Genomic DNA, 19,618 nt, shown 5'->3' with positions numbered 1-19,618 from the left:
GAACCATCTGGAGCATCCTTCGAGACGCCGCTGCGCGGCTCCTCAGGATGAGGGCTGAGGTGTCAAACAGACTCTGAAGCGTCTCTCTGCCAAAGCCGGCCCGGCAGGGCAAGCGGCGGGCGCGAAATGCCCCCCGGATCGCTGCGAATCCGGGGCGGTGTGGCAAAGATTACTTGCTTTGCTTCTTCAGCCAGTCGCGCAGGAAGGCGATCTCCTTCTCCTGCTCGGTGATCACGCCCTCGGCGAGCCTGCGCAATTCGGGGTCCTTGCCATGGGCGAGCACGACCTTGGCCATGTCGACCGCACCCTGATGATGCGGGATCATGCCGCGGGCGAAATCGACATCAGCGTCCCCGCTGAAGGCGATGCCCATCTCCTTGTGCATCTTGTCGTTGGCGGCCTTGTAGGCCTGCGTCGCGGTCGTGTCGGAGGCGGCAGGGGTTGCGCCGTGGCTGCCATGGCCCTGATGTCCCTGCGCGAGCGCGAAGCCGGCGAGGCCGAGCGTGGCGATGAGGGCGGCGCCCGCCAGGAGGCTGCGGGTAATGGTCATTCGGATATCCTTTCGGGAAGCCGGTTCCGGCGTGCCCGAAGCCTCCGCGCCGATCATGTCATCAGCGCGGCACGCGCCTGGCTCAGTTGCTGTAGCGGGCGACGAGGCAGGCGAACTCGCTCTGCCGGTGCGTATCGGTCTTGGCGAGGATGCGTTGCAGATGCGTGCGTACCGTCGTCGGCGCGACGCCGAGCTTGCGCGCCACCTGGATCGTGTTCTCTCCCAGGAGGAGACGCTCGGCCACGCGCGCCTCCGCGCCGGTCAGGCCGTGGTCGCGGGCGACATCGGCGAGCTTGCGGTCGATCGCGCCGGCCTGCTCCTGCATCACGACGACGAAGCGGACGGGTTCGGCCGCATCGTTGCAATCCTCCGCCAGCGAGATGGCGAGTGCCAAGCTGCTGCCGGCGTCGCGATAGGACAGGCGCAATTCCGCCTCCGGCGTCGCGAGCCGGCACCAGCGCTGCAGGCGGCTGTTCAGCTCGCGGTCCCGGGTGGCGAAACGCAGCGCGGAGACGATGCCCGCCCGGGTCAGCGCCAGCGCTCCGGCGTTCATCCGCTCGACGTGCAGTTCGGCATCGAGCGTGAACACGCAGATCGCGCCGGCCGCCAATGTCGCATGCTCCCGCTGCTGCGGCAGCCGGTAGGTGGGGTGGGGGGTGTTGCTGCTGAAGGTCTCGGCGATCGACATCAAAATCTGCTCCGGCGCTGATGGTCTCAGCGACGGAAACGGAAGCGCGCGGGCAAACCGGACACGCGGCACCGCAATATTTTCCGCACAGGTCGCGTCAGCTCCTCGATTTGAAGGACGCGGCGATCTCCACGACCCGGTAACCAATGGGTCAAGGCCGTATCTCGGTCCCTCCAGGCGCGCGCGCCGTTAACGCCGCCAGCCGGCGATGTGCGCCGGGCATCCGGCCCCCCTTCTCACGAAGGGCGCCGGATGCCTGCGGGCGGCTTTTCCTGGGTGGCGAAGCGAGCGTCCGGCGATCGACGCGACGGGGCTCGGACGGGACTCTGTGCCGAATTGGGGAGCTGACGACCATGCCTGGCACGCCCGCCGCCATCCATCCGTATATCCGAGCTGGTCGGGTTCGGCCGTCGCGCGACGCATTCGGTTGAACCCGTCATGACCGATCCAGCCTCGTCAACCGGACAGAAGGTCAGGCCGCGGCGCTACACCGCTGTCGAGATGCGCCAGGCGCAACGCAAGGTCGGCCGCTATGGCGGCTGCCTGATGATGGCGCTGTTCGGCGTGCCGCTCCTGATCGTCGCGATCATGATGTCGGCGCTCTTCCTCGGTCCGGTCGCAGGCGCGTTGCTGGTCATGGTCGCCGTGCTCTTCGGCTACTTCTACACTCTGCTCCAGACCTCGCTGGCGCTGCTGATCCCGAGCGCGGTCGTCGCTGCGATGGTCTATGCCATCTACCGGCATTACCACCTGCCGGTGGCGACGGCGTCGCCCGATGCCGGCGCTCGCTTCGCTGCCGAGCTCGCGCGGCTCGACGCGCTGCGGCTGGAGGCCGCGAAGGACACGCGCCGCCGCGTGATGCTCTATGTACCGATGGGCCTGGCGCTGGCGATCGCCTTCCTCGTCATGCCCGGCCGGGGTGTCGGCAAGTCTGGCATGCTCGCGCAAGGGTTGTTCGCCCTTTTCCTGATCGGCTTTGCCGTCACCGTGCCCTGGCTGATCGCGCTGAGCATTCCATCGGGCCGCTATGCCAAGACGTTCAAGCGCGAACTGATGCCACTGCTGCTGCGGCATCGTGGCGAACTGCGCTATGTCGAGGGTGCCGTCCCGGCGGTCGGTGATCTCGCCGCCAGGGGCTTGCTGCCGCGGCATGACCGGGCGGCGATCGACGATGCCATCGCCGGCCGCTATGCCGGCTATGAATTGCGCCTGAGCGAGATCGAGCTCGAACGCGAGGGCGGCAAGAACGACACGACCGTGTTTCAGGGGCTGCTGCTCACGCTCGCGGTCGATAGCCCCTTCCTCGGCACGACCATCGTGCTCGACCAGAGCCGCGCGGCCCCGTCCGGGCTGATGCCGGTCCGGTTGGAAGACCCGCGCTTCGCCTCGATCTACGACGTCTACGGAAACGACCAGGTCGAGGCGCGCACCGTGCTGACGCCGGCAGTGATGGAGCGGCTGCTGTCGATGGCCGATGGCGGTGACTTCTTCCCGCCATCCTGCCTGGTCGAGCGCGACAGCATCACCTTCGCCGTCGCCCAGACCGGCACGCGCCTGCTCTTCGAGCCGCCGAGCCTGCAGGCGCACGATGCCGCCGCGCAATTGCAGCATCTCGAAGACGAACTTGCCCTGGTATTCCGCCTGGTCGACGCGATGATCGCCATGCATGTCGCGGTCAAGCCGGGCGGCGTCATGCCCCCCGGCACATCTTTCTCCGAGCGGCCGGCCGCTCCCCCAACTCACAGGAGCTGACGCCGTGACCGCTATCCTGATCCTCCTGCTCGGCCTCGGCGGCGCGCTGTATCTCTGGTATGCGGCGATCGTGAAGCGCCGCAACGCCGTCGGAGAGACGCTCGGCTCGATCGACGCCCAGCTTCAGCAGCGCCACGATCTGATCCCCAACGTGCTCGCCATCGCCCGCCGCTTCCTCGAGCACGAGCGCGGATTGCTGGAGGAGCTGACTGCGCTGCGGGCGAGGGCGATGCCGAAGCTGGGCGAACGCGACTTCGCCGGCATCGCCGAGAAGTTCCGGACGGAAGAGGCGATTTCAGCTGACATGACGCGGCTCTTCGCCGTCGCCGAGAACTATCCGCAGCTGACCTCCTCGGCGCCGATGGTCGAGGCGCAGCGCAGCTATGACGAGGTCGAAGTCAATATCGCTGCCGCCCGCCGCTTCTACAACACGGCGGTCAGCGACCTGCGCAACGCGGTTCAGATATTCCCCGGCATGCTGCTCGCCGGGCTTGCGGGCGTGCGCGATTTGCCGCCCTTCTACGAGGCGAGCGAGGCGGCGCGCCAGCCGGTCAAGGCGGGCGACCATCTCTAGAGGGGCACGATGCGGATATCCGTGATCATCGCCGCAGGCTTCGCGGCCAACCTGTCGGCAGCGGGCGTCGCCGGAGCCGCCGAGGCGCTGCCAAAGCTCGCCGGTCAGGACTATGGCAAGGCGCGTGCGGCCCTGCTGCGGCAGGATTGGCAGCCGGTCGCGCTGCCTGATGCCGATCAATGCATGGCCGGAGACAAGCGCTGCGCCGGACGGCCGGAGATGTATGTCTGCGCCGGCACGGGGCTCGGCCAATGCGTCTTCGTCTGGCGCCGCAAGGCGACGGTGATCGACGTGATGACCGAGGGTGAGGAGCGCCCCATCGTGCGCTCCGTCCGTCTGCGCAAGGATTGAACGGACGGTCTCGTGAACCAGCGCGTCGATCTCGATCGGGAGCAATGGGCCGCGATCCGCGACCTGTTCGACGCGCTCGCCGAAGCTTCGCCGGCAGAGCGCGAGTTCATCCTGGCGCAGAGCCGACAGCCGGCCTCGGTGATTGCTGAAGCCAAAGCCCTGCTCGCGGCTGCCGACGGCGCCGGCGCGTTCATGGAGGTCGATGCGGGCCGGCTCACGGGCGCGCCGGCAGCCGAGGTTCAGTATCAGTCGCTGGCGACGGGAGTGCGAGTCGGCGCCTTCTCGATCGTGGCGCTGATCGGTCGGGGCGGGCAGGGCGAGGTCTACCAGGCCGAACGCTGGCAGGGCGGCTTCGAACAGGCCGTCGCGCTCAAGCTGCTGCGGCCGGAGGCGGACGAGCAGTTCTCCCGCTTCGAATATGAACGCCAGGTTCTCGCCGGCTTCGAGCATCCCGGCATTGCCCGCCTGGTCGATGGCGGCAAGGCGCCGGACGGGCGGCCCTATCTCGCCATGGAGTTCGTCGCCGGCACAGCGATCACGCGGCACTGCGCTGAGGCCGGACTGCCGCTTGCGGCCCGGCTCGATCTGTTCGAGCAAGTCTGCGAGGCCGTCGCCTATGCGCATCGCAACCTGGTCGTCCATCGCGACCTCAAGCCGTCCAATGTGCTGGTCACGCCCGAGGGGCAGGTGAAGCTGCTCGATTTCGGCGTCGCCCATGCGCTGGAGGCGCCCGGCCAGACGCTGATGACACAAGTGGTGTTCACGCCGGACTATGCAGCGCCGGAGCAGTTCGAGGGGCGCAACCCGACCACCGCGACCGATGTCTACGCGCTCGGCGCGATCCTGTTCGAGTTGCTCACCGGCCGGCCGCCCTGGCAATTGGCGAACTCGGCCTTCGCCGGGGCGATGCGCGTGATGCAGGACCAGCCACCGCTGCCGAGCCGGGCAGCGACGGAACGCGCGGACGCCCCGGTTCCGCCGGAGCAGCTGCGCGGCGATCTCGACGTCATCGTGCAAAAGGCGATGCGGTACGAAGCAGGCGAGCGCTATCAGAACGTCAACGACTTTGCCGAGGACCTTGGGCGCTTTCGCCGGCTGGAGCCGATCGCGGCGAGACGCGGCGAGCGGCTCTACCGCATCCGCCGCTTCCTGCGTCGCAACCGGACACCGCTGATCGCCGCCGGGCTGCTGCTGGCAGCGCTCGGAGCCGGCGTGACCGGTATCGTCATGCAGATGCGCCGGACCGAGATCGCCAGGCTCGCCGGCACGGCCGAAAACGAGCGGGCCACGGCGTTGCGAGACGGCTTCATGCTGATGCTGCGCGCGGCGTCCCAGAGCGGCGGGCCCGGTTTCGCCTCGGCGCGGCAGGTGCTCGATGCCGCCGCGGCGCAATTGCAGCGCGAGGGCGACGCCAATGCGCCGCTGCTGCTGCGGACCCTGGCCGAGCTTTATGGCGAGATCGGCGATCCGCGCACGGCCGTGCGCTTGATGGAGCGTTATGCCGAGCAGGTGCGCGGCAGCGCCGGGCGGCTGGCCGAAGCGCAACTGGCGCTGGCCGGATACCGCTTTCAGCTCGGCGAGCGCGACAAGGCGCAGGAAGCGTTGTTGGAAGCGAAGCGGTTCTTCCAGACCGAGCCGGCGCGCCATCCCAAGCAGCTAGCGGAGCTCGCCGGGGTCGAAGCCGGGCTGCTGCGCGAAGCCGGCAAGCGTCCCGAGGCGATGACGCGGTTGCGCACCGCGATCGCCGAGCTCACGGCCCTGTTCGGCCGCGACAATGGGGAGATCGCGACGCTGCAGCACAATCTCGCGCTGCACGCGCTGGAGGCCGGGCAGATCGATGCGGCGACGCAGGCGCTCGACGAGGCCGAGCGCGTGCTGGCGGCATCGGGACGCGGCCGCTCGGTGATCGCGATCGGTGTGCTCAATCTGCGGGCCGCGCTGACGCTGCGCCAGGGGGATGCGGCCGGTGCCGAGCGGCTCTGGCGCCAAGCGGTCGAGCGGCAGCGGCGCGACTATGGGCCCTCGCTCGCCCTGGCGGCGATCGAGCTCAATCTCGGCCGGCTGATCATGGCCGGCAGTCGCTTTTCCGAGGCGATGCCGATCCTGGAAGGCGCGCTGGGCATCGCGGCTCCGCTCGCCGGCGAGAGCAATGCTGTGACCATCATGCTGCGCCAGAGCCGCGCCACCGGGCTGATGGTGCAGAACCGGCTCGCCGACGCCCAAGGCGAGATCGACCAGGCGCTGCGGGCGGCGCGGGCCGCCTTCGGTGAGCGCCACCCTTATGTCGGGATCGGGCTCGGGGCGCGGTCGCAGATCCTGCTGGCGCGGGGCGATCCGGCTGCGGCGATGCAGGCGCTCGACCAGGCCGAAGGCGTCCTGCGCGAAGCCGGCGCCGCCGGCGCGCCGCACCTCGCCGAACTCGCCCCGATGCGCACGCTGATCGAGGACGCCCTGCGCGGCAAGTCTCCGCGTCAGCCCTGAAGCTCGCGATAGAGCCAGGCCCGGGCCTGCAGCCAATCGCGCCTGACGGTGCGGTCGCTGATACCCAGGATGCGCCCGGTCTCCTCCTCGCTATAGCCGGCGAAAAAGCGGCATTCGACGACCTTGACGAGGCGCGGGTCGATCGCTTCGAGCGCGGCAAGCGCCTCGCTGATCCGGACGACCTCGTCGTCGCCGGCGGCCGGGAGATCGTGCTGGTCGTCGAGAGGCACGGGACGCTGGCCTTCACCGCGCTTCTGGCTGAGCCGGGCGCGGGCGGCGTCGACCAAAGCGTGCCGCATGGCGGTCGCGGCGCTGGCCAGGAAATGCGCCTCGCTGGTCCAGCCCGTGCTCTGGCGCAGCTTGAGATAGCTCTCGCTGACCAAAGCCGTGGTCTGCAGCGTCAGGGGGCGGCCGGCGCGCAGGCGCTCGCGATGCGCGATTCTGCGGAGCTCCTGATAGAGCGCATCGGTCAAGGCATCGAGCGAGAGGCTGGGGTCGGCGGCCGTCATCGTGGCGACGATAGCGATGCGGGTCGGGTGCCGCAACGCGATGGTGGTGACAGACCAGTCAACCGGGATCGGCCAACCCCCTGCAGACAAGACGAACCAGGCCTTCGATCTGGCGATCGAGATCTTGGCGTGGCACGGCGATCAGCTTTTCTTCCAGGCCGATCGCGACGACGCCGTGGACGGCGGAGAACAAGGTCCGGCTCATCAGCATGCGCTCTGGCTCGCTTCGGCCCGGAACCAGCAGGCTGAGCGGCTCGAGGATGTGCCGGAACATCGTCATCTGCTCGCTCACCGCCCAGTCGGGCACCACCGCGCCTTCCGCCATGCGGTGCTCGAACAGCACGCGCCAGAGCTGCAGATTGTCGCGGGCGAAGGCGCAATAGGCGAGGGCGACGGCGACCAGCCTGTCGGCGGCCTCATTCGCGGAGCAGGGCACATTCTGGCCTTCGGCCGCGCTCAACGCCACATCGAGCCGCGTCAGCGTGCGCGAGCCGACGCGCAGGACGAGCTCGTCCATATCCGCGACGAGATTGTAGATCGCGCCGAGCGCGCAGCCGATCTCCTGCGCCAATTCTCGCGCCTTCAAGCCGGCCAGGCCCTTCTCGGCGATCGCCCGTTCGGCTGCATCGATCAGCTGGGTTCGCTGCCGCTCGCGGCGCTCTGCCGTGGTGGTCATTCTGTCGGTCTCAAATTTTGTGAACGATGTTCAAATTTCTCTTGAACGACGTTCATAAGTGGGTTATGCATCTCTTCGTGAACATTGTTCATAGCAGGGAACAGCCAATGCTCAAGATGTTTCTCACCTTCGTCCGCGGCAGCGCCGCCATTGCCGAGGAGCGCTTCGCCGATCGCAACGCGCTCCTCATCCTCGACCAGCAAATGCGCGATGCCGCCGGCGCTTTCGAGCGCGCCAAGAAGGCGCTCGCGGTGGCGATCGCTCAGGATCGGCAGGAAAGCGAGCGGCTCGCCGCCAGCCATGCCCGCATCGTCGATCTGGAGAACCGCGTCGCAGCGGCGCTCACCGCCAGCGACGACACCCTCGCCCGCGAGGGCGCCGAGGCGATCGCCGCGCTGGAGGCCGATCGCGATGCGGCGGCAGGCGCGCAGGCACTGTTCGCCGCCGAGATCGTCCGTCTGCGTCGCCATGTCGGCCAGGCTCAGGCGCGCATCGCCGAACTCGACCGCGGCCGGCGCCTCGCCCGCGCCTCGGAGGCGGTGCGCCAGATGCGCCAGGGCCGGATCGAGACCGGCCCCGCGCATGAATCGACGCTCGCTGAGGCTGAGCAGACGCTGAAGCGCCTGCGTGAGCGCCAGGTTGAGGTTGAGGCAGCCGAGACCGCGCTTGACGAGCTCGACGGCGCGGCCGCTGCCTCGGTCACCGAGAAGCTTGCCGCCAAGGGCTTCGGCCCGCGGCTGCGGAGCACCGCCGACGACGTGCTGGAGCGGCTGCGCAGCCGGCAGCTCCAGGCGAATTGACCTCTTTTCTCTGCAAACGCACCCGACGGGAGAAAACGATGAACCAGAATGCACAGCCCCATAGCGGCGCCTGGGTCAGCTTTACCTACGCCTCCTTCTTCGCCGCCGCGGCCATGGTCGGCGCCGGCGTCCTGTTCCTGCCGCTCGACTGGTGGGCGAAGGGCTATCTCGCCATGGGCTGCGTGATGCTCGTCCAGTCCTGCATCACCATGACCAAGACGGTGCGCGACATGCACGAGGCTTCCAAGCTGGTGAACCGGATCGAGGACGCCCGCACCGAGCGCCTGCTGATGGACGCAGGCAAGCCGATTGCGTGACCTTGGCGCAGAGCCTGCAAGTCCCGCTTAACCGCATCTCCACATCGGCCGGCGCAGGCAAGAGTTGCTAAAGCCCGGCCGATGCAACCTCACTGTCCCTTCCCGTGAGATCGCCATGATCGACACATTGATGCTGAAGGGGCGTTTCGCCCCGCTGTTCTGGGCGCAGTTCTTCTCCGCCTTCAACGACAATTTCCTCAAGAACGCGCTGGTCTTCATCATCCTGTACAAGCTCGCGGGCTCGCATGGCGAAGCGCTGGTGACCCTGGCAGGCGGGCTCTTCATCGCGCCGTTCTTCCTGCTCTCAGGGGTCGGCGGCCAGATGGCCGACCGCTTCGACAAGGCGGTGATGGCGCAGCGGCTGAAGCTCGCCGAGATCGGCGCGGCGGCGGTCGCGGTGCTCGGCTTCACGCTTCACTCCGTGCCGGTGCTGTTCGTCGCACTCTTCCTGTTCGGCGTGATCGCGGCGCTGTTCGGGCCGATCAAATACGGCATCCTGCCCGACCATCTGAAGCGCGAGGAATTGCCGGCCGGCAATGCGCTGATCGAGGGGGCGACCTTCATCGCCATCCTGCTCGGCACCATCGCCGGCGGCCTGACGGCGCGCGAAGGTGGCGATGCCGCGCAGCTCAGCCTGCTGATCCTGGTCTTCGCGCTGGCCTGCTGGGTCGCGACCCTGTTCATCCCGAAGACCGGGCCGGCTGCGCCCGATCTCGTCGTCGACCGCAACATTCTGCGCTCGACCCGGGACCTGCTGAGGGATCTCTGGGGCGATGCCCGGCTCTGGCGCACCGGCGTCATGGTCTCGCTGTTCTGGCTGATCGGCGCGGTGGTGATGTCGCTGCTGCCCTCGCTGGTGAAGAACGGCATGGGCGGCACCGAAATGGTCGTCTCGGCCTATCTCGCCGTCTTCGCCATCGCGATCGCGGTCGGCTCCGGCATCGGCTCCTTCCTGTCGAGCGGGCGCATCGTGCTGCTGCCGGTGCCGGTCGCCGGCGTGGTGATGGGCCTGTTCGCGCTCGATCTCGGCTGGGCCGTCTCGGGCATCGTCGCGCATCAGCCGGCGCAGGACATCGGCGCCTTTTTCGCCGGCTCCTCCGCCTGGCGCGTCGGCATCGACCTCGCCGGCCTCGCCATCGCCGGCGGCGTCTTTGTCGTGCCGTCCTTCGCAGCGGCGCAGGCCTGGGCCCCGGCCGAGAAGCGCGCCCGCATCGTCGCCGCCGTCAACGTGCTCTCGGCCGCCTTCATGGTCGCCGGGGCCGTCGTGGTCGCGCTGCTGCAGGCGGCGGGCCTGACGCTCAGCCATCTCTTCCTGCTGATCGGCGTCCTCACCATCGCAGCCTCGGTCTGGATCCTGCGGACGCTGCCGACCAACCCGCTCAGCGATTTCCTCTCGATCCTGTTCCGCGCCTTCTACCGGGTAGAGGTCAGCGGCCGCGAGAACATCGCCAAGGCCGGCGACAACGCCATCATCGCGCTGAACCACGTCTCCTTCCTCGATGCGGCGCTGGCGCTCTCGATCCTCGACAAGGAGCCGGTCTTCGCCATCGACCACGGCATCGCCCAGCGCTGGTGGGTGAAGCCCTTCCTGAAGCTGACCCGCGCCATGCCGCTCGATCCGTCGCGGCCGCTGGCGACGCGCTCGCTGATCAACGCCGTGAAGAACGGCGAGAGCCTGGTGATCTTCCCGGAGGGGCGTCTCACCGTCACCGGCAGCCTGATGAAGGTCTATGACGGCGTCGGCATGATCGCCGAGAAGTCGGGCGCCAAGGTCGTGCCGGTGCGCATCGAGGGGCTGGAGGCGACGATCTTCTCGCGGCTGACCCGCGAGCAGGTGCGCCGGCGCTGGTTCCCCAAGGTGCGCGTCACCGTGCTGGAGCCGGTCTCGCTGACTGTGCCCAACGAGCTCAAGGGCAAGCCGCGGCGCCAGGCGGCGGGCGCGGCGCTCTACCAGATCATGTCCGACCTGATCTTCAAGACGACGGATATCGACCGCAGCGTCTTTGCGGCGGTGGCGGAAGCGGCCGTGATCAACGGCAAGGGCCGCGTCGCGGTCGAGGACCCGATCACCGGAAGTCTGACCTATAAGCGTCTGCTGATCGGCGCCGAGGTGCTCGGCCGCAAGCTCATGCCGCTGGCCGGCAAGGGCGAGGCGATCGGTGTGATGCTGCCCAACGCCAATGGCGCGGCGGTGACGCTGCTCGGCCTGATGTCGGCGGCGCGCGTGCCGGCGATGATCAACTTCACTGCCGGCGCGAGCAACATCGCCGCGGCCTGCAAAGCGGCGCAGGTGAGGACGATCGTCACCTCGCGCGCCTTCGTCGAGAAGGGCCGGATGGGGCCGCTGATCGAAGCGCTGCAAAGCGAGATCAAGATCGTCTATCTCGAAGACGTTCGCGCCACGGTCTCGACCGGCGACAAGCTTTGGGCGCTCTGGCGCCATGGCAAACCGATCGAGGAGGCCAAGGGTTCGGATCGCGCCGCGATCCTGTTCACCTCGGGTTCGGAAGGCGCTCCCAAGGGTGTGGTGCTCTCGCACCGGAATATGCTGGCCAACGCGGCGCAGGCCGCGGCGCGGATCGATTTCGGCCGGCGCGACAAAGTCTTCAATGTGCTGCCGGTGTTCCATTCCTTCGGCCTGACGGCGGGGCTCGTCCTGCCGCTGGTCTCGGGCGTGCCGGTCTATCTCTACCCGTCGCCGCTGCACTACCGGATGGTGCCGGAGCTGGTCTATGGCTGCAACGCCACCATCCTGTTCGGCACCGACACTTTCCTCACGGGCTATGCCCGCGCCGCGCACCCCTATGATCTGCGCTCGCTGCGCTACATCGTGGCCGGCGCCGAGCCGGTGAAGGACACGACCCGGCGGACCTATGCCGAGAAGTTCGGCCTGCGCATCCTCGAAGGCTATGGCGTGACCGAGACCGCCCCGGTGCTGGCGCTGAACACGCCGATGTTCAACCGCTTCGGCACGGTCGGCCGGATCATGCCCGGCATGGAAGCCAGGCTGGAGCCGATGCCTGGCGTCGAGGAGGGCGGCCGGCTGCATGTGAGCGGCCCGAACATCATGCTGGGCTATCTGAAGTCCGAGAACCCCGGCGTGCTGGAGCCGCCGCCCGAGGGCTGGCACGACACCGGCGACATCGTCGTGATCGACAAGGACGGCTTCGTCACCATCAAGGGCCGCGCCAAGCGCTTCGCCAAGATCGCCGGCGAGATGGTCTCGCTCGCCGCGGTCGAGGCGCTTGCCGCCGAATGCTGGCCGGGCGCGCTCTCCGGCGTCGCCAGCCTGCCCGATGCCCGCAAGGGCGAGCGGCTGGTGCTGGTGACGCAGCAGAAGGACGCGACGCGCGCCGCCTTCCAGGCCTTCGCCAAGAGCAAGGGCGCCGCGGACCTGATGATCCCGGCCGAGGTGATGGTGGTGCCGGCCGTGCCGGTGCTCGGCTCCGGCAAGCTCGATTTCGCCGGCATCTCCCGGCTGGTGAAGGAGCGTACCCAGGCCCCTGCCGCGGTGGTGGCCTGATGCTCGGCTTCTGGCTGAGGGCGCTGCGGCGGCCGACACTCGACCTGTCGCTCGCGACCGCGCCCGGCCTGACGACGCGGATCATCGAACGGCCCGGCGTGGTGCTCGACGATGCCGAGCTCGCGGCTCTGGTCGAGCAGTTGCGGACTGTGGCGGGGCGGACGCTGGCGCAGGGCGCGCTGACCTATGGCGTCTTCTCCGGAGAGCGCGAGCGCCTGAGCCAGAGCATCGTCACCCTGATCAGCGAGACGGCGACTGGCAAGCCGGTCGCCTTCAACGCCCTGGCGCAAATGCAGCTCTCGCTGAACGGCGAGCCCGAGCAGGTCACGCATCTCGGCCTCGTCATGGTCGATCCCGAGGCGCGGGGGCGCGGGCTCTCCTGGGTGCTCTATGGCCTGACGGTGCTGGTGCTGTTCGTGCGCGGGGGCCTGAGGCCGCGCTGGATCTCGAACGTGACGCAGGTGCCGAGCGTGGTCGGCATGGTCTGCGAGACCTTCTCCGACGTCTATCCCTCGCCTGACGCCGGCAGCCGCCAGAGCTTCGCGCATTTGTCGCTCGCCCGGCAGATCATGCGGGGGCATCGCCATGTCTTCGGCGTGGGCGAGGAAGCCGGCTTCGAGGAAGCCCGTTCGGTGATCACTGACGCCTATACCGGCGGCTCCGACGATCTGAAGAAGAGCTTCGAGCAGGCGACGCAGCATCGCGAGGCCCGCTACAACGCGTTCTGCCGGGAGACGCTAGACTACGAGCGCGGCGACGACGTGCTCCAGCTCGGCCGCATGGATCTGGCCGCGGCGCGAGGTTATCTGCTTGGCCAGGTGCCGCGCGCCTCGCTACCCGGGCTGATCGGCGCTTCCGCCTTCCTCCTGCTGCAGAGGCTGGTGCTGCCCTTGCTGCACTGGCTCGACGACACCCGGCGTTTCGGCACATTGCGTCCACGCGCCGCGAGGACGAAGCCATGATTCCCGGATTCCGCTACGAGCTCTTCACCACCCGCAATATCGGGTTCGTCACGGAGGTCGAGCAGGCAAAGCTGCGTGATGCCACGGTCTTCGTCTGCGGCGTCGGCGGCATGGGCGGGGCCGCTTTCATGGCGCTGGTCCGGGCCGGAATCGGCCGCTTCGTCATCGCCGACATCGACGTCTTCGAGGTTTCGAACCTGAACCGGCAGGTCTTCGCCAATGCCGGCACGGTCGGCCGGCCCAAGGCTGAAGCTGCCGCCGAGGCAGCGCGCGCGATCAATCCGGAGATCGAGATCGAGGTGCTGGGCGCCGAATGGGCGGAGCGTCTGCCGGAGATCGCGGGGCGCTGCAAGGTCATCGTCAACGGCATGGACGACATCGCCGCCGGCTTGCATCTCTACCGCACGGCGAAAGCGGCCGGCGCCAGCGTGATCGACGCCTATATGGCCCCGCTCCCCTCGGTGATCGTGGTCCGGCCGGAGGATCCGCGCCCGGAGGAGCGGCTCGGTTTCCCGACACTCGGCAAGGACTGGCGGACCCTCACCGAGGACGACAAGCGCGCGGCGATGCTGTGCGAGGTGACGCATGTCATGCTGCATTCGCGTTCGCGCCATCATGTCGACCTTACCATCGCCGGCGAGGTCGCGGCCGGCCGGCGCAGCCGCATGTCCTTCGCGCCGATGGTGATCACCACCGGCATGATGATGGCCTATGAGGCGATTGCGTTGGCGCTGGGCAAGCGCACCGGCACCGATTGCCGCGGCTGGTTCTTCAACCCCTACCGGCCGGCAGTGGAGCGGCCTTTGCCGGCGCCGGTCGCGGCGTTGCTCAAGCCCTTCGTCGTGCGGGCGCTGGCCAAGATGGTGGCCGGGCCATGAACGGCGGCTTCGCCAACCCGGCTTTGGTCGCCGATTCCATCGTCGATATCTGCGGCGCGCTCGGCCTTGCCGTCGCGATGCTGACCTTGCGCCGGCGCGATCCGCGCGGGGCGCTGACGACGCGTTTCCTCGTGGCGATGGGGCTCGTCGCCGCGCTCTTCCTGCTGCGCGGCCTGAGCTGGTGGAGCGGCAGCGTCCTGCTGGAGCGGCTGGCGCTGTCCTGCGCCGCGCTGTTCCCGCTGGGGGCGCTGATCGTCACCGAGGGCATGCTGCGCCGGCATGCGCCGCGCGCCGGCAAGATCGCCGTGCTCATCGGCTCGGGCCTGCTCGTGCTGGGCAGCCTCTTCGGCCTCGCCGATTATCCCTGGGCCTATGATCTGGCACTGGCCGGGTTTCAGTTCCTGACGATCGCCTTCTGTGGCGTGCTGCTGTTCCGGCGCGACCCGGCCTCGCTGACCGAGTCCGAGAATACCAGCGTCTGGCGGCTCGGACTCTGCGCCTTCCTGATCCTGCCTTTCGCCCTCAGCGATTTCCGGGGGCTGATGCCCGACATGCCGGTCCGGCTCGGCGGCGTCGGGGCGCTATTGCTGGTGTCGATCGTGCTCGTGACCGGTGGCGCGGCGCCGACGCGGCGACAGGGCTTCTTTCTGCTCGGCCTGCGCGTTGTCGCGGCGTTGCTGCTTGGTGTCGCGGCCGCGCATGTCACGCCCGGCGCCGATCTTGCCCATGGCGTCAGGCTCTGCGCCGTGGCGCTCGCGGGCGTGCTCGCGATCGCGCTTTGCGTCGATGCGCTGTCGAGTTCCTTCGATGCGGCGGCGCCCGGTGTGCTCGGCTCGCTCGCCCGCTCGCGCGCCGAGACGCGGGAGGCGCTGATCGCCCAGCTCGCCGGGCACCCGCTGTTCAGCAACGCCCGCCGACTCGGCGAGGCGGAGCTCGGCGACTACGATCCAGCGATCCTGAAGCCGGCGCTGCGCGAGATCGGCGTGCTCCATGCCTCCGGGCGAAGCTGGCCCTGGCCGCCGACCGACCCGGCCGCGGAACGGCTCGCGGCCTTGCTGGCGGCCCATTCCGCCACCCATCTGCTGGTGCTCGGCGACGAGCCGCTCGACCTGCTGCTGGTCACCGTGCCGGTGGTCTCGGCCGATCCCGCCACCGAGACAGCACTGGCGCTGGTGCGCCGATTGCTGGCGACCGCACCGAGCAAGGCTCCGGCATGATCGAGATCAGCAGCAACGATCGCAAGGCCGCCTTCGCCGTCACGGCAGAGGTCTATCCGGCGGATAGCCCGTACGTGCCGCCGATGTGGTCCGATTTCGACCGCATGCTCGATCCCGCGCGCAATCCGCTGGTCAGGGACGGACTTGGCCGCTTCGAATTGTTCACGGCGCTGAGGGACGGGCGCCCGCTCGGTCGCATCGTCGCCGCCATCCACGACGCCTCGAATGTGCGCCACGGCACGGCCCGGGCCCAGTTCGGCTATTTCGACTGCGCCGATGATCCCGAGGTCGCTTCGACCCTGCTCGCCGCTGTCGAGAGCTGGGCGCGCGAGCGCGGCATGGCGGAGCTCGTCGGCAACTTCAACCTGACGGCGATGCAGCAGGCCGGCGTCGTCACCGGCGGCTTCGAGAACGCGCCCTTCACCGACATGCTTTTCAGCCCGCCGCATATCGCGCGATTGCTCGAGGCCAACGGCTATGCCTCGACCTTCCCGATGACGACCTTCCGGATCGCGCTCGGCGATGTCGACCCTTCAGGGCTGCTCGGCGACAAGCAACGCGCGATCCTCGCCGATCCCGATTATCGCTGGATGCCGATCGACCGCCGGCATTTCACGCAGCGCCTGGAAGAGTCGCGCCTCATCCTCAATGACGGCTTCGACGCCAATCCGATGTTCGTGCCGCCGACGGCCGAGGAATACCGCTTCCAGGCCGGCGACATGATGTGGGTGATCGACAAGCGCATCTCGACCGTGGTGCACCACAAGGGCGAGCCGGTCGGCGCGATCATCGCTATCCCCGATCTCAACCCGCTGGTGAAGGCGGCCGGTGGGCGCATCGGCCCGAGCTTCCCTTTCCGCTTCCTCTGGCATCGCTGGACCAACCGGCGCGCCGTCATCGTCTACCAGTCGGTCAGCCGCGCCTTTCATAATCGCGGGCTCAACGGCGCCATGCTCTTCAAGGTGACGAGCGCGCTGAAGGCGGCCGGCTATGACGAGCTCGGCGGCACCTGGATCGCCGACGTCAACGGACCGAGTCTCAGGCAGGCGCAGAAGGCGGGGGCGAAGCCGCTGCACCGGCTGCATCTCTTTGCCAAGAGCCTGCGGGGCTGACGACGATGCTCGATCGCGCCTTGCTCGAAGAATTGCTCGCCGAGGTCCGGTTGGCACCGAGCGTCCACAACATCCAGCCGACGCGCTGGCGGCTCATCGGTAGCGATACGCTGCTCCTGCTGGAAGACGTTGCGCGGCGCCTGCCGGCAGCCGATCCCTCGGGGCACGATGTCAGACTCTCGCATGGCGCAGCGATAGAAGGGCTGTCGCTGGGGCTCGGCCGGCGCGGGCTTAGGATCGCGGACGTCGAGCTGCTGACCGACGCCACCGCATCGAACGGTTTGCAGCCTGTCGCACGCATCACCATCGCAGCGGGCGGCGAGCTTGATGGTCTGGCGGATTTCGTCGCTGCCCGGACGAGCTGGCGCGGCGGTTTCCGGCTGTTCGATCAGGCTGGAGAGGCTGCGCTCTACATGTTCTCTGCCATGGCCGGCGATGTGCAGCTGCTTCGGGGCCCGGAAACCATCGACGCGATCGCGCAGCTCGCCGACGAGGCTGGCTTCCATTTCCTCTGCGACGGAGCCCATCGTGCCGAATTGCTGGGCTGGATGCGGCTGTCGCGATCCGAACCGGCGTATCAGCGCGACGGGCTCAGCGCCGAGGCGATGGCGATGCCGGGAGTTGTCGCCCTTGGGACTAGGCTGGTGCTCGGCCCGCTGTTTCCTCTGCTGCGCCGTCTTGGGCTTGCCGCGACGCTGACGAGCGAGCGCGGCAAGTTCGCGAACGGCGCCGTCGCGCTCTTCCATCGCCCCGCAGGCGAAGACCCGCTCGTCACCGGGCGCGCCTTCCATCGCACCTGGCTGATGCTGACCGCGCAGGGCCTCGCCGCCTGCCCGGTCTCGGTGCTGGCCGACTGGCCGGCGAGCAACCGGCAACTGGTCGAGCGATACGGCGTTCCTGCCGGCCGCCGCCTGGTCAATGTCTTCAGGCTCGGGCAGCCCGATGGCACGCCGCCTGGAAGCAGGGCACGATTGCCGGTGGCGGAGCTGATCATCTGATGGCACCCGCGGGGCTGGACATTCCGCGACAGCACGACAGATTGAACACAGCTCTTTCAGCAAGGAGACGCCAGGCATGCTGCCCGACGAGATGGTCAAGCGCTTCAGGGTCACCGATGGCGACGATTTCAAGCTGAAGCGCTTCGACCCCGGCGAGACCTGCGATCTCGATCTCGACAAGGATGGGGCGCGGGAATTGCTGCAGACCGGCGTCAAACGTCTGCGCGATTTGCAGGAGCGGCTTTTCGCCGAGCGCCGCTGGTCGGTGCTGATCGTGCTGCAGGCGATCGACACCGCCGGCAAGGACGGGACGATCGAGCACGTCATGTCCGGCGTCAATCCGCAGGGCTGCGAGGTCACCTCCTTCAAGGCGCCGAGCTCGCTGGAGCTGCGTCACGACTTCCTCTGGCGCACCACCTGCGCGCTGCCGGAACGGGGCGAGATCGGCATCTTCAATCGCTCCTATTACGAGGAGGTGCTGGTCGTCCGCGTCCATGAGGAGCTGCTGCGCAAGCAGGGTCTGCCGCCGAAGCTCATCGACAAGCATGTCTGGCGCAATCGCTTCGAGAGTATCCGCGATTTCGAAAAGCATCTGGTGCGCAACGGCACGGTGGTCCTGAAGTTCTTCCTCAACCTCTCGAAGGACGAGCAGCGCCGGCGCCTGCTGGCGCGGATCGACGAGGCCGACAAGAACTGGAAGTTCGATGCGGGCGATCTCGCCGAGCGCCGACACTGGAATGATTACCAGGCGGCCTATCAGGACGCGATCGCCAGCACCGCGACCAAGCATGCGCCCTGGCACGTCGTGCCGGCCGACAACAAATGGTTCACCCGGCTGATCGTGGCGGCGACGATCGTCGACCGCCTGGAAAAGCTCGATCCCCAGTTCCCTGCGGTCGACGACGAGGCCCGCAAGGTCATGGCGAAGGCGCGGAAAGAACTGCTGGCCGAGGATGGCGGTCGCAAGCGCTGATCGACGCCGCTGGGCAACTGGTACAAACGCTTGGGAAGCCGAGAAACTGCAAGCGTGAGGTAACTCGGCACCAAGGAAGCCGAGTCAGTATGATTTGGGCTGCCCCAGCACCTTCTCCGCGATGAAGGAGAGGATCAGTTGCTCGCTGATCGGCGCGAGCCGCGTCACCAGCACCTCACGCAGGAGCCGCTCGACCTGGTACTCCTTGGCGTAGCCCATGCCGCCATGGGTCATCACCGCTTGCAGGCAGGCGTCGTAGCCGGCGCGGGCGCCGAGGAACTTGGCGCCGTTCGCTTCGGCGCCGCAGGGTTTGCCGGCGTCGTAGAGCGCGGCTGCCTTCATCGCCATCAGCCAAGCGGCTTCGAGCGCGATCCAGCGCTCGGCCAGCGGATGCTGGATGCCCTGGTTCTGGCCGATCGGCCGGCCGAAGACATTGCGCTCCCGGGCATAGCGTGCGGCTCGGCCGAGCGCGTCCTGGCCGATCGCGATCGCCTCGACCGCGATCAGGACGCGCTCGGGGTTCAGGCTGTCGAGCAGGTAGCTGAAGCCCTTGCCTTCCTCGCCGATGCGGTCCTCATCCGGGATGAAGACGTCATCGATGAAGACCATGTTGGAATCGACCGCGGCGCGGCCGTGCTTGGCGATACTCTTCACCTCGAATGTCGAGCGGTCGAGGTCGGTGTAGAAGATCGTCATGCCCTCGGTCGGACGCTTTGCGTCCTTGCGCGCGGTGGTGCGGGTGAGCAGCAGGATCTTGCTGGCGACCTGCGCGGTCGAGGTCCAGATCTTGCGGCCGGAGACGCGGTAGCCGCCCTCCACTTTGGTCGCGAAGGTGGTGATGTTGGTGGTGTCGAGCCCGGCATTGGGCTCGGTCACGCCGAAGCAGACCTGATCCTCGCCCGAGACCAGCCGCGGCAGCCAGCGCTGCTTCTGCCCGGGCGAGCCGTGTACGACGATCGGGTGCGGGCCGAACATGTTGATGTGGATCGAGGAGGCCGCCGCCATCGCGCCGCCGCAGCCGGCGACGGTGTGCATGACGAGTGCCGCCTCGGTGACGCCGAGCCCGGCTCCACCAAATTCCTCCGGCATGGTGACGCCGAGCCAGCCATCGGCTGCCATCGCCTGGTGGAACTCGCGCGGGAAACGGGCGTCGCGCTCGCAAGCGGCCCAGTACTCGTCGTCGAAGCGCCTGCACACTGCGGCGACACCGTCGCAGAGCGCTCGCTGGTCGTCGTTCAGCTCGATCATCTCGGGAAC

At 68.2% G+C, this 19,618-nt stretch carries 18 protein-coding genes; 13 read left to right on the top strand and 5 right to left on the bottom strand.

The genetic code is table 11. The features are described 5' to 3' along the window. Positions 1-169: 169 nt before the first annotated feature. Both copM and ACQKLX_RS08450 read right to left on the bottom strand, forming a co-directional pair. Positions 170-550, bottom strand: a complete 381-nt coding sequence (gene copM, locus ACQKLX_RS08455; RefSeq protein WP_427361127.1) for a CopM family metallochaperone — start codon at positions 548-550, stop codon at positions 170-172. Between the two features lie 82 nt (positions 551-632). Continuing rightward, positions 633-1,238, bottom strand: coding sequence for a helix-turn-helix transcriptional regulator (locus ACQKLX_RS08450; RefSeq protein WP_427361126.1), 606 nt, complete (start codon positions 1,236-1,238; stop codon positions 633-635). A gap of 438 nt (positions 1,239-1,676) precedes the next feature. On the opposite strand from ACQKLX_RS08450, the gene ACQKLX_RS08445 reads away from it, so the two are divergent. From ACQKLX_RS08445 to ACQKLX_RS08430, 4 genes are read left to right on the top strand one after another with little or no spacing between them, the layout of a single operon-like run. Next, positions 1,677-2,990 (top strand): DUF3137 domain-containing protein, encoded by a 1,314-nt coding sequence (locus ACQKLX_RS08445; RefSeq protein ID WP_427361125.1) that lies wholly within the window; start codon positions 1,677-1,679, stop codon positions 2,988-2,990. Positions 2,991-2,994: 4 nt separating this feature from the next. Beyond that, complete coding sequence (locus ACQKLX_RS08440; protein WP_427361124.1) at positions 2,995-3,564, top strand: LemA family protein; 570 nt, start codon at positions 2,995-2,997, stop codon at positions 3,562-3,564. A gap of 9 nt (positions 3,565-3,573) precedes the next feature. Next, a complete protein-coding gene (locus ACQKLX_RS08435; RefSeq protein ID WP_427361123.1) occupies positions 3,574-3,915 on the top strand; it encodes a hypothetical protein in 342 nt (113 codons plus the stop codon). Between the two features lie 12 nt (positions 3,916-3,927). After that, positions 3,928-6,396 carry a serine/threonine-protein kinase gene (locus tag ACQKLX_RS08430; RefSeq protein ID WP_427361122.1) on the top strand — a complete coding sequence of 823 codons (2,469 nt, stop codon included), beginning with the start codon at positions 3,928-3,930 and terminating at the stop codon, positions 6,394-6,396. On the opposite strand, the gene ACQKLX_RS08425 is transcribed toward ACQKLX_RS08430, so the two are convergent. Both ACQKLX_RS08425 and ACQKLX_RS08420 read right to left on the bottom strand, forming a co-directional pair. Next, positions 6,387-6,995, bottom strand: a complete 609-nt coding sequence (locus ACQKLX_RS08425; protein ID WP_427361121.1) for an ECF-type sigma factor — start codon at positions 6,993-6,995, stop codon at positions 6,387-6,389. The two genes, ACQKLX_RS08430 and ACQKLX_RS08425, sit on opposite strands and share 10 nt — an antisense overlap. Beyond that, positions 6,964-7,581 (bottom strand): TetR/AcrR family transcriptional regulator, encoded by a 618-nt coding sequence (locus ACQKLX_RS08420; RefSeq protein WP_427361120.1) that lies wholly within the window; start codon positions 7,579-7,581, stop codon positions 6,964-6,966. The genes ACQKLX_RS08425 and ACQKLX_RS08420 overlap by 32 nt, the downstream gene beginning before the upstream one ends. Before the next feature lie 107 nt (positions 7,582-7,688). On the opposite strand from ACQKLX_RS08420, the gene ACQKLX_RS08415 reads away from it, so the two are divergent. The 9 genes from ACQKLX_RS08415 (at position 7,689) to ACQKLX_RS08375 (ending at position 18,361) form a co-directional block, all read left to right on the top strand. Then, entirely contained in the window at positions 7,689-8,381 is a 693-nt protein-coding gene (locus ACQKLX_RS08415; RefSeq protein ID WP_427361119.1) for a PspA/IM30 family protein, read from the top strand. Between the two features lie 38 nt (positions 8,382-8,419). Further along, a complete protein-coding gene (locus ACQKLX_RS08410; RefSeq protein WP_427361118.1) occupies positions 8,420-8,698 on the top strand; it encodes a YiaA/YiaB family inner membrane protein in 279 nt (92 codons plus the stop codon). A gap of 115 nt (positions 8,699-8,813) precedes the next feature. Continuing rightward, entirely contained in the window at positions 8,814-12,221 is a 3,408-nt protein-coding gene (locus ACQKLX_RS08405; protein ID WP_427361117.1) for an acyl-[ACP]--phospholipid O-acyltransferase, read from the top strand. After that, a complete protein-coding gene (locus tag ACQKLX_RS08400; RefSeq protein ID WP_427361116.1) occupies positions 12,221-13,183 on the top strand; it encodes a hypothetical protein in 963 nt (320 codons plus the stop codon). Before ACQKLX_RS08405 ends, ACQKLX_RS08400 begins: the two co-directional genes overlap by 1 nt. Next, the gene (locus tag ACQKLX_RS08395) at positions 13,180-14,061 is read left to right on the top strand and encodes a HesA/MoeB/ThiF family protein (RefSeq protein WP_427361115.1); all 882 of its coding nucleotides are present in this window, start codon (positions 13,180-13,182) and stop codon (positions 14,059-14,061) included. The genes ACQKLX_RS08400 and ACQKLX_RS08395 overlap by 4 nt, the downstream gene beginning before the upstream one ends. Continuing rightward, positions 14,058-15,278 (top strand): hypothetical protein, encoded by a 1,221-nt coding sequence (locus tag ACQKLX_RS08390; protein ID WP_427361114.1) that lies wholly within the window; start codon positions 14,058-14,060, stop codon positions 15,276-15,278. Before ACQKLX_RS08395 ends, ACQKLX_RS08390 begins: the two co-directional genes overlap by 4 nt. Further along, on the top strand, positions 15,275-16,390 hold the full coding sequence (locus ACQKLX_RS08385) for a GNAT family N-acetyltransferase (RefSeq protein WP_427361113.1): 1,116 nt from the start codon (positions 15,275-15,277) through the stop codon (positions 16,388-16,390). The genes ACQKLX_RS08390 and ACQKLX_RS08385 overlap by 4 nt, the downstream gene beginning before the upstream one ends. A gap of 5 nt (positions 16,391-16,395) precedes the next feature. Then, positions 16,396-17,388: a hypothetical protein gene (locus ACQKLX_RS08380; protein WP_427361112.1), complete on the top strand. Its 993-nt coding sequence runs from the start codon at positions 16,396-16,398 to the stop codon at positions 17,386-17,388. A gap of 76 nt (positions 17,389-17,464) precedes the next feature. Further along, the gene (locus ACQKLX_RS08375; RefSeq protein ID WP_427361111.1) at positions 17,465-18,361 is read left to right on the top strand and encodes a polyphosphate kinase 2 family protein; all 897 of its coding nucleotides are present in this window, start codon (positions 17,465-17,467) and stop codon (positions 18,359-18,361) included. Between the two features lie 84 nt (positions 18,362-18,445). Here the strand turns inward: ACQKLX_RS08375 and ACQKLX_RS08370 are convergent, their stop codons facing one another. Then, a complete protein-coding gene (locus ACQKLX_RS08370) occupies positions 18,446-19,609 on the bottom strand; it encodes an acyl-CoA dehydrogenase family protein (protein WP_427361110.1) in 1,164 nt (387 codons plus the stop codon). Positions 19,610-19,618: the final 9 nt, after the last annotated feature.

This window comes from Allobosea sp. NPDC003192 (assembly GCF_050275675.1).
Lineage (GTDB): Bacteria > Pseudomonadota > Alphaproteobacteria > Rhizobiales > Beijerinckiaceae > Allobosea.
The sequence above is the reverse complement of the archived record's forward strand: the minus strand, read 5'-3'. Positions and strand labels throughout refer to the sequence as shown.

What these genes read in the sequence shown, in the direction of transcription:
- ACQKLX_RS08405 (WP_427361117.1), top strand. Translation starts at nt 8,814, where the DNA reads ATGATCGACACATTGATGCTGAAGGGGCGTTTCGCCCCGCTGTTCTGG.
- ACQKLX_RS08395 (WP_427361115.1), top strand. Translation starts at nt 13,180, where the DNA reads ATGATTCCCGGATTCCGCTACGAGCTCTTCACCACCCGCAATATCGGG.
- ACQKLX_RS08400 (WP_427361116.1), top strand. Translation starts at nt 12,221, where the DNA reads ATGCTCGGCTTCTGGCTGAGGGCGCTGCGGCGGCCGACACTCGACCTG.
- ACQKLX_RS08375 (WP_427361111.1), top strand. Translation starts at nt 17,465, where the DNA reads ATGCTGCCCGACGAGATGGTCAAGCGCTTCAGGGTCACCGATGGCGAC.
- ACQKLX_RS08450 (WP_427361126.1), bottom strand. Translation starts at nt 1,238, where the DNA reads ATGTCGATCGCCGAGACCTTCAGCAGCAACACCCCCCACCCCACCTAC.
- ACQKLX_RS08435 (WP_427361123.1), top strand. Translation starts at nt 3,574, where the DNA reads ATGCGGATATCCGTGATCATCGCCGCAGGCTTCGCGGCCAACCTGTCG.
- ACQKLX_RS08380 (WP_427361112.1), top strand. Translation starts at nt 16,396, where the DNA reads ATGCTCGATCGCGCCTTGCTCGAAGAATTGCTCGCCGAGGTCCGGTTG.
- ACQKLX_RS08445 (WP_427361125.1), top strand. Translation starts at nt 1,677, where the DNA reads ATGACCGATCCAGCCTCGTCAACCGGACAGAAGGTCAGGCCGCGGCGC.
- ACQKLX_RS08385 (WP_427361113.1), top strand. Translation starts at nt 15,275, where the DNA reads ATGATCGAGATCAGCAGCAACGATCGCAAGGCCGCCTTCGCCGTCACG.
- ACQKLX_RS08390 (WP_427361114.1), top strand. Translation starts at nt 14,058, where the DNA reads ATGAACGGCGGCTTCGCCAACCCGGCTTTGGTCGCCGATTCCATCGTC.
- ACQKLX_RS08415 (WP_427361119.1), top strand. Translation starts at nt 7,689, where the DNA reads ATGCTCAAGATGTTTCTCACCTTCGTCCGCGGCAGCGCCGCCATTGCC.
- ACQKLX_RS08410 (WP_427361118.1), top strand. Translation starts at nt 8,420, where the DNA reads ATGAACCAGAATGCACAGCCCCATAGCGGCGCCTGGGTCAGCTTTACC.
- ACQKLX_RS08420 (WP_427361120.1), bottom strand. Translation starts at nt 7,581, where the DNA reads ATGACCACCACGGCAGAGCGCCGCGAGCGGCAGCGAACCCAGCTGATC.
- ACQKLX_RS08370 (WP_427361110.1), bottom strand. Translation starts at nt 19,609, where the DNA reads ATGATCGAGCTGAACGACGACCAGCGAGCGCTCTGCGACGGTGTCGCC.
- copM (WP_427361127.1), bottom strand. Translation starts at nt 550, where the DNA reads ATGACCATTACCCGCAGCCTCCTGGCGGGCGCCGCCCTCATCGCCACG.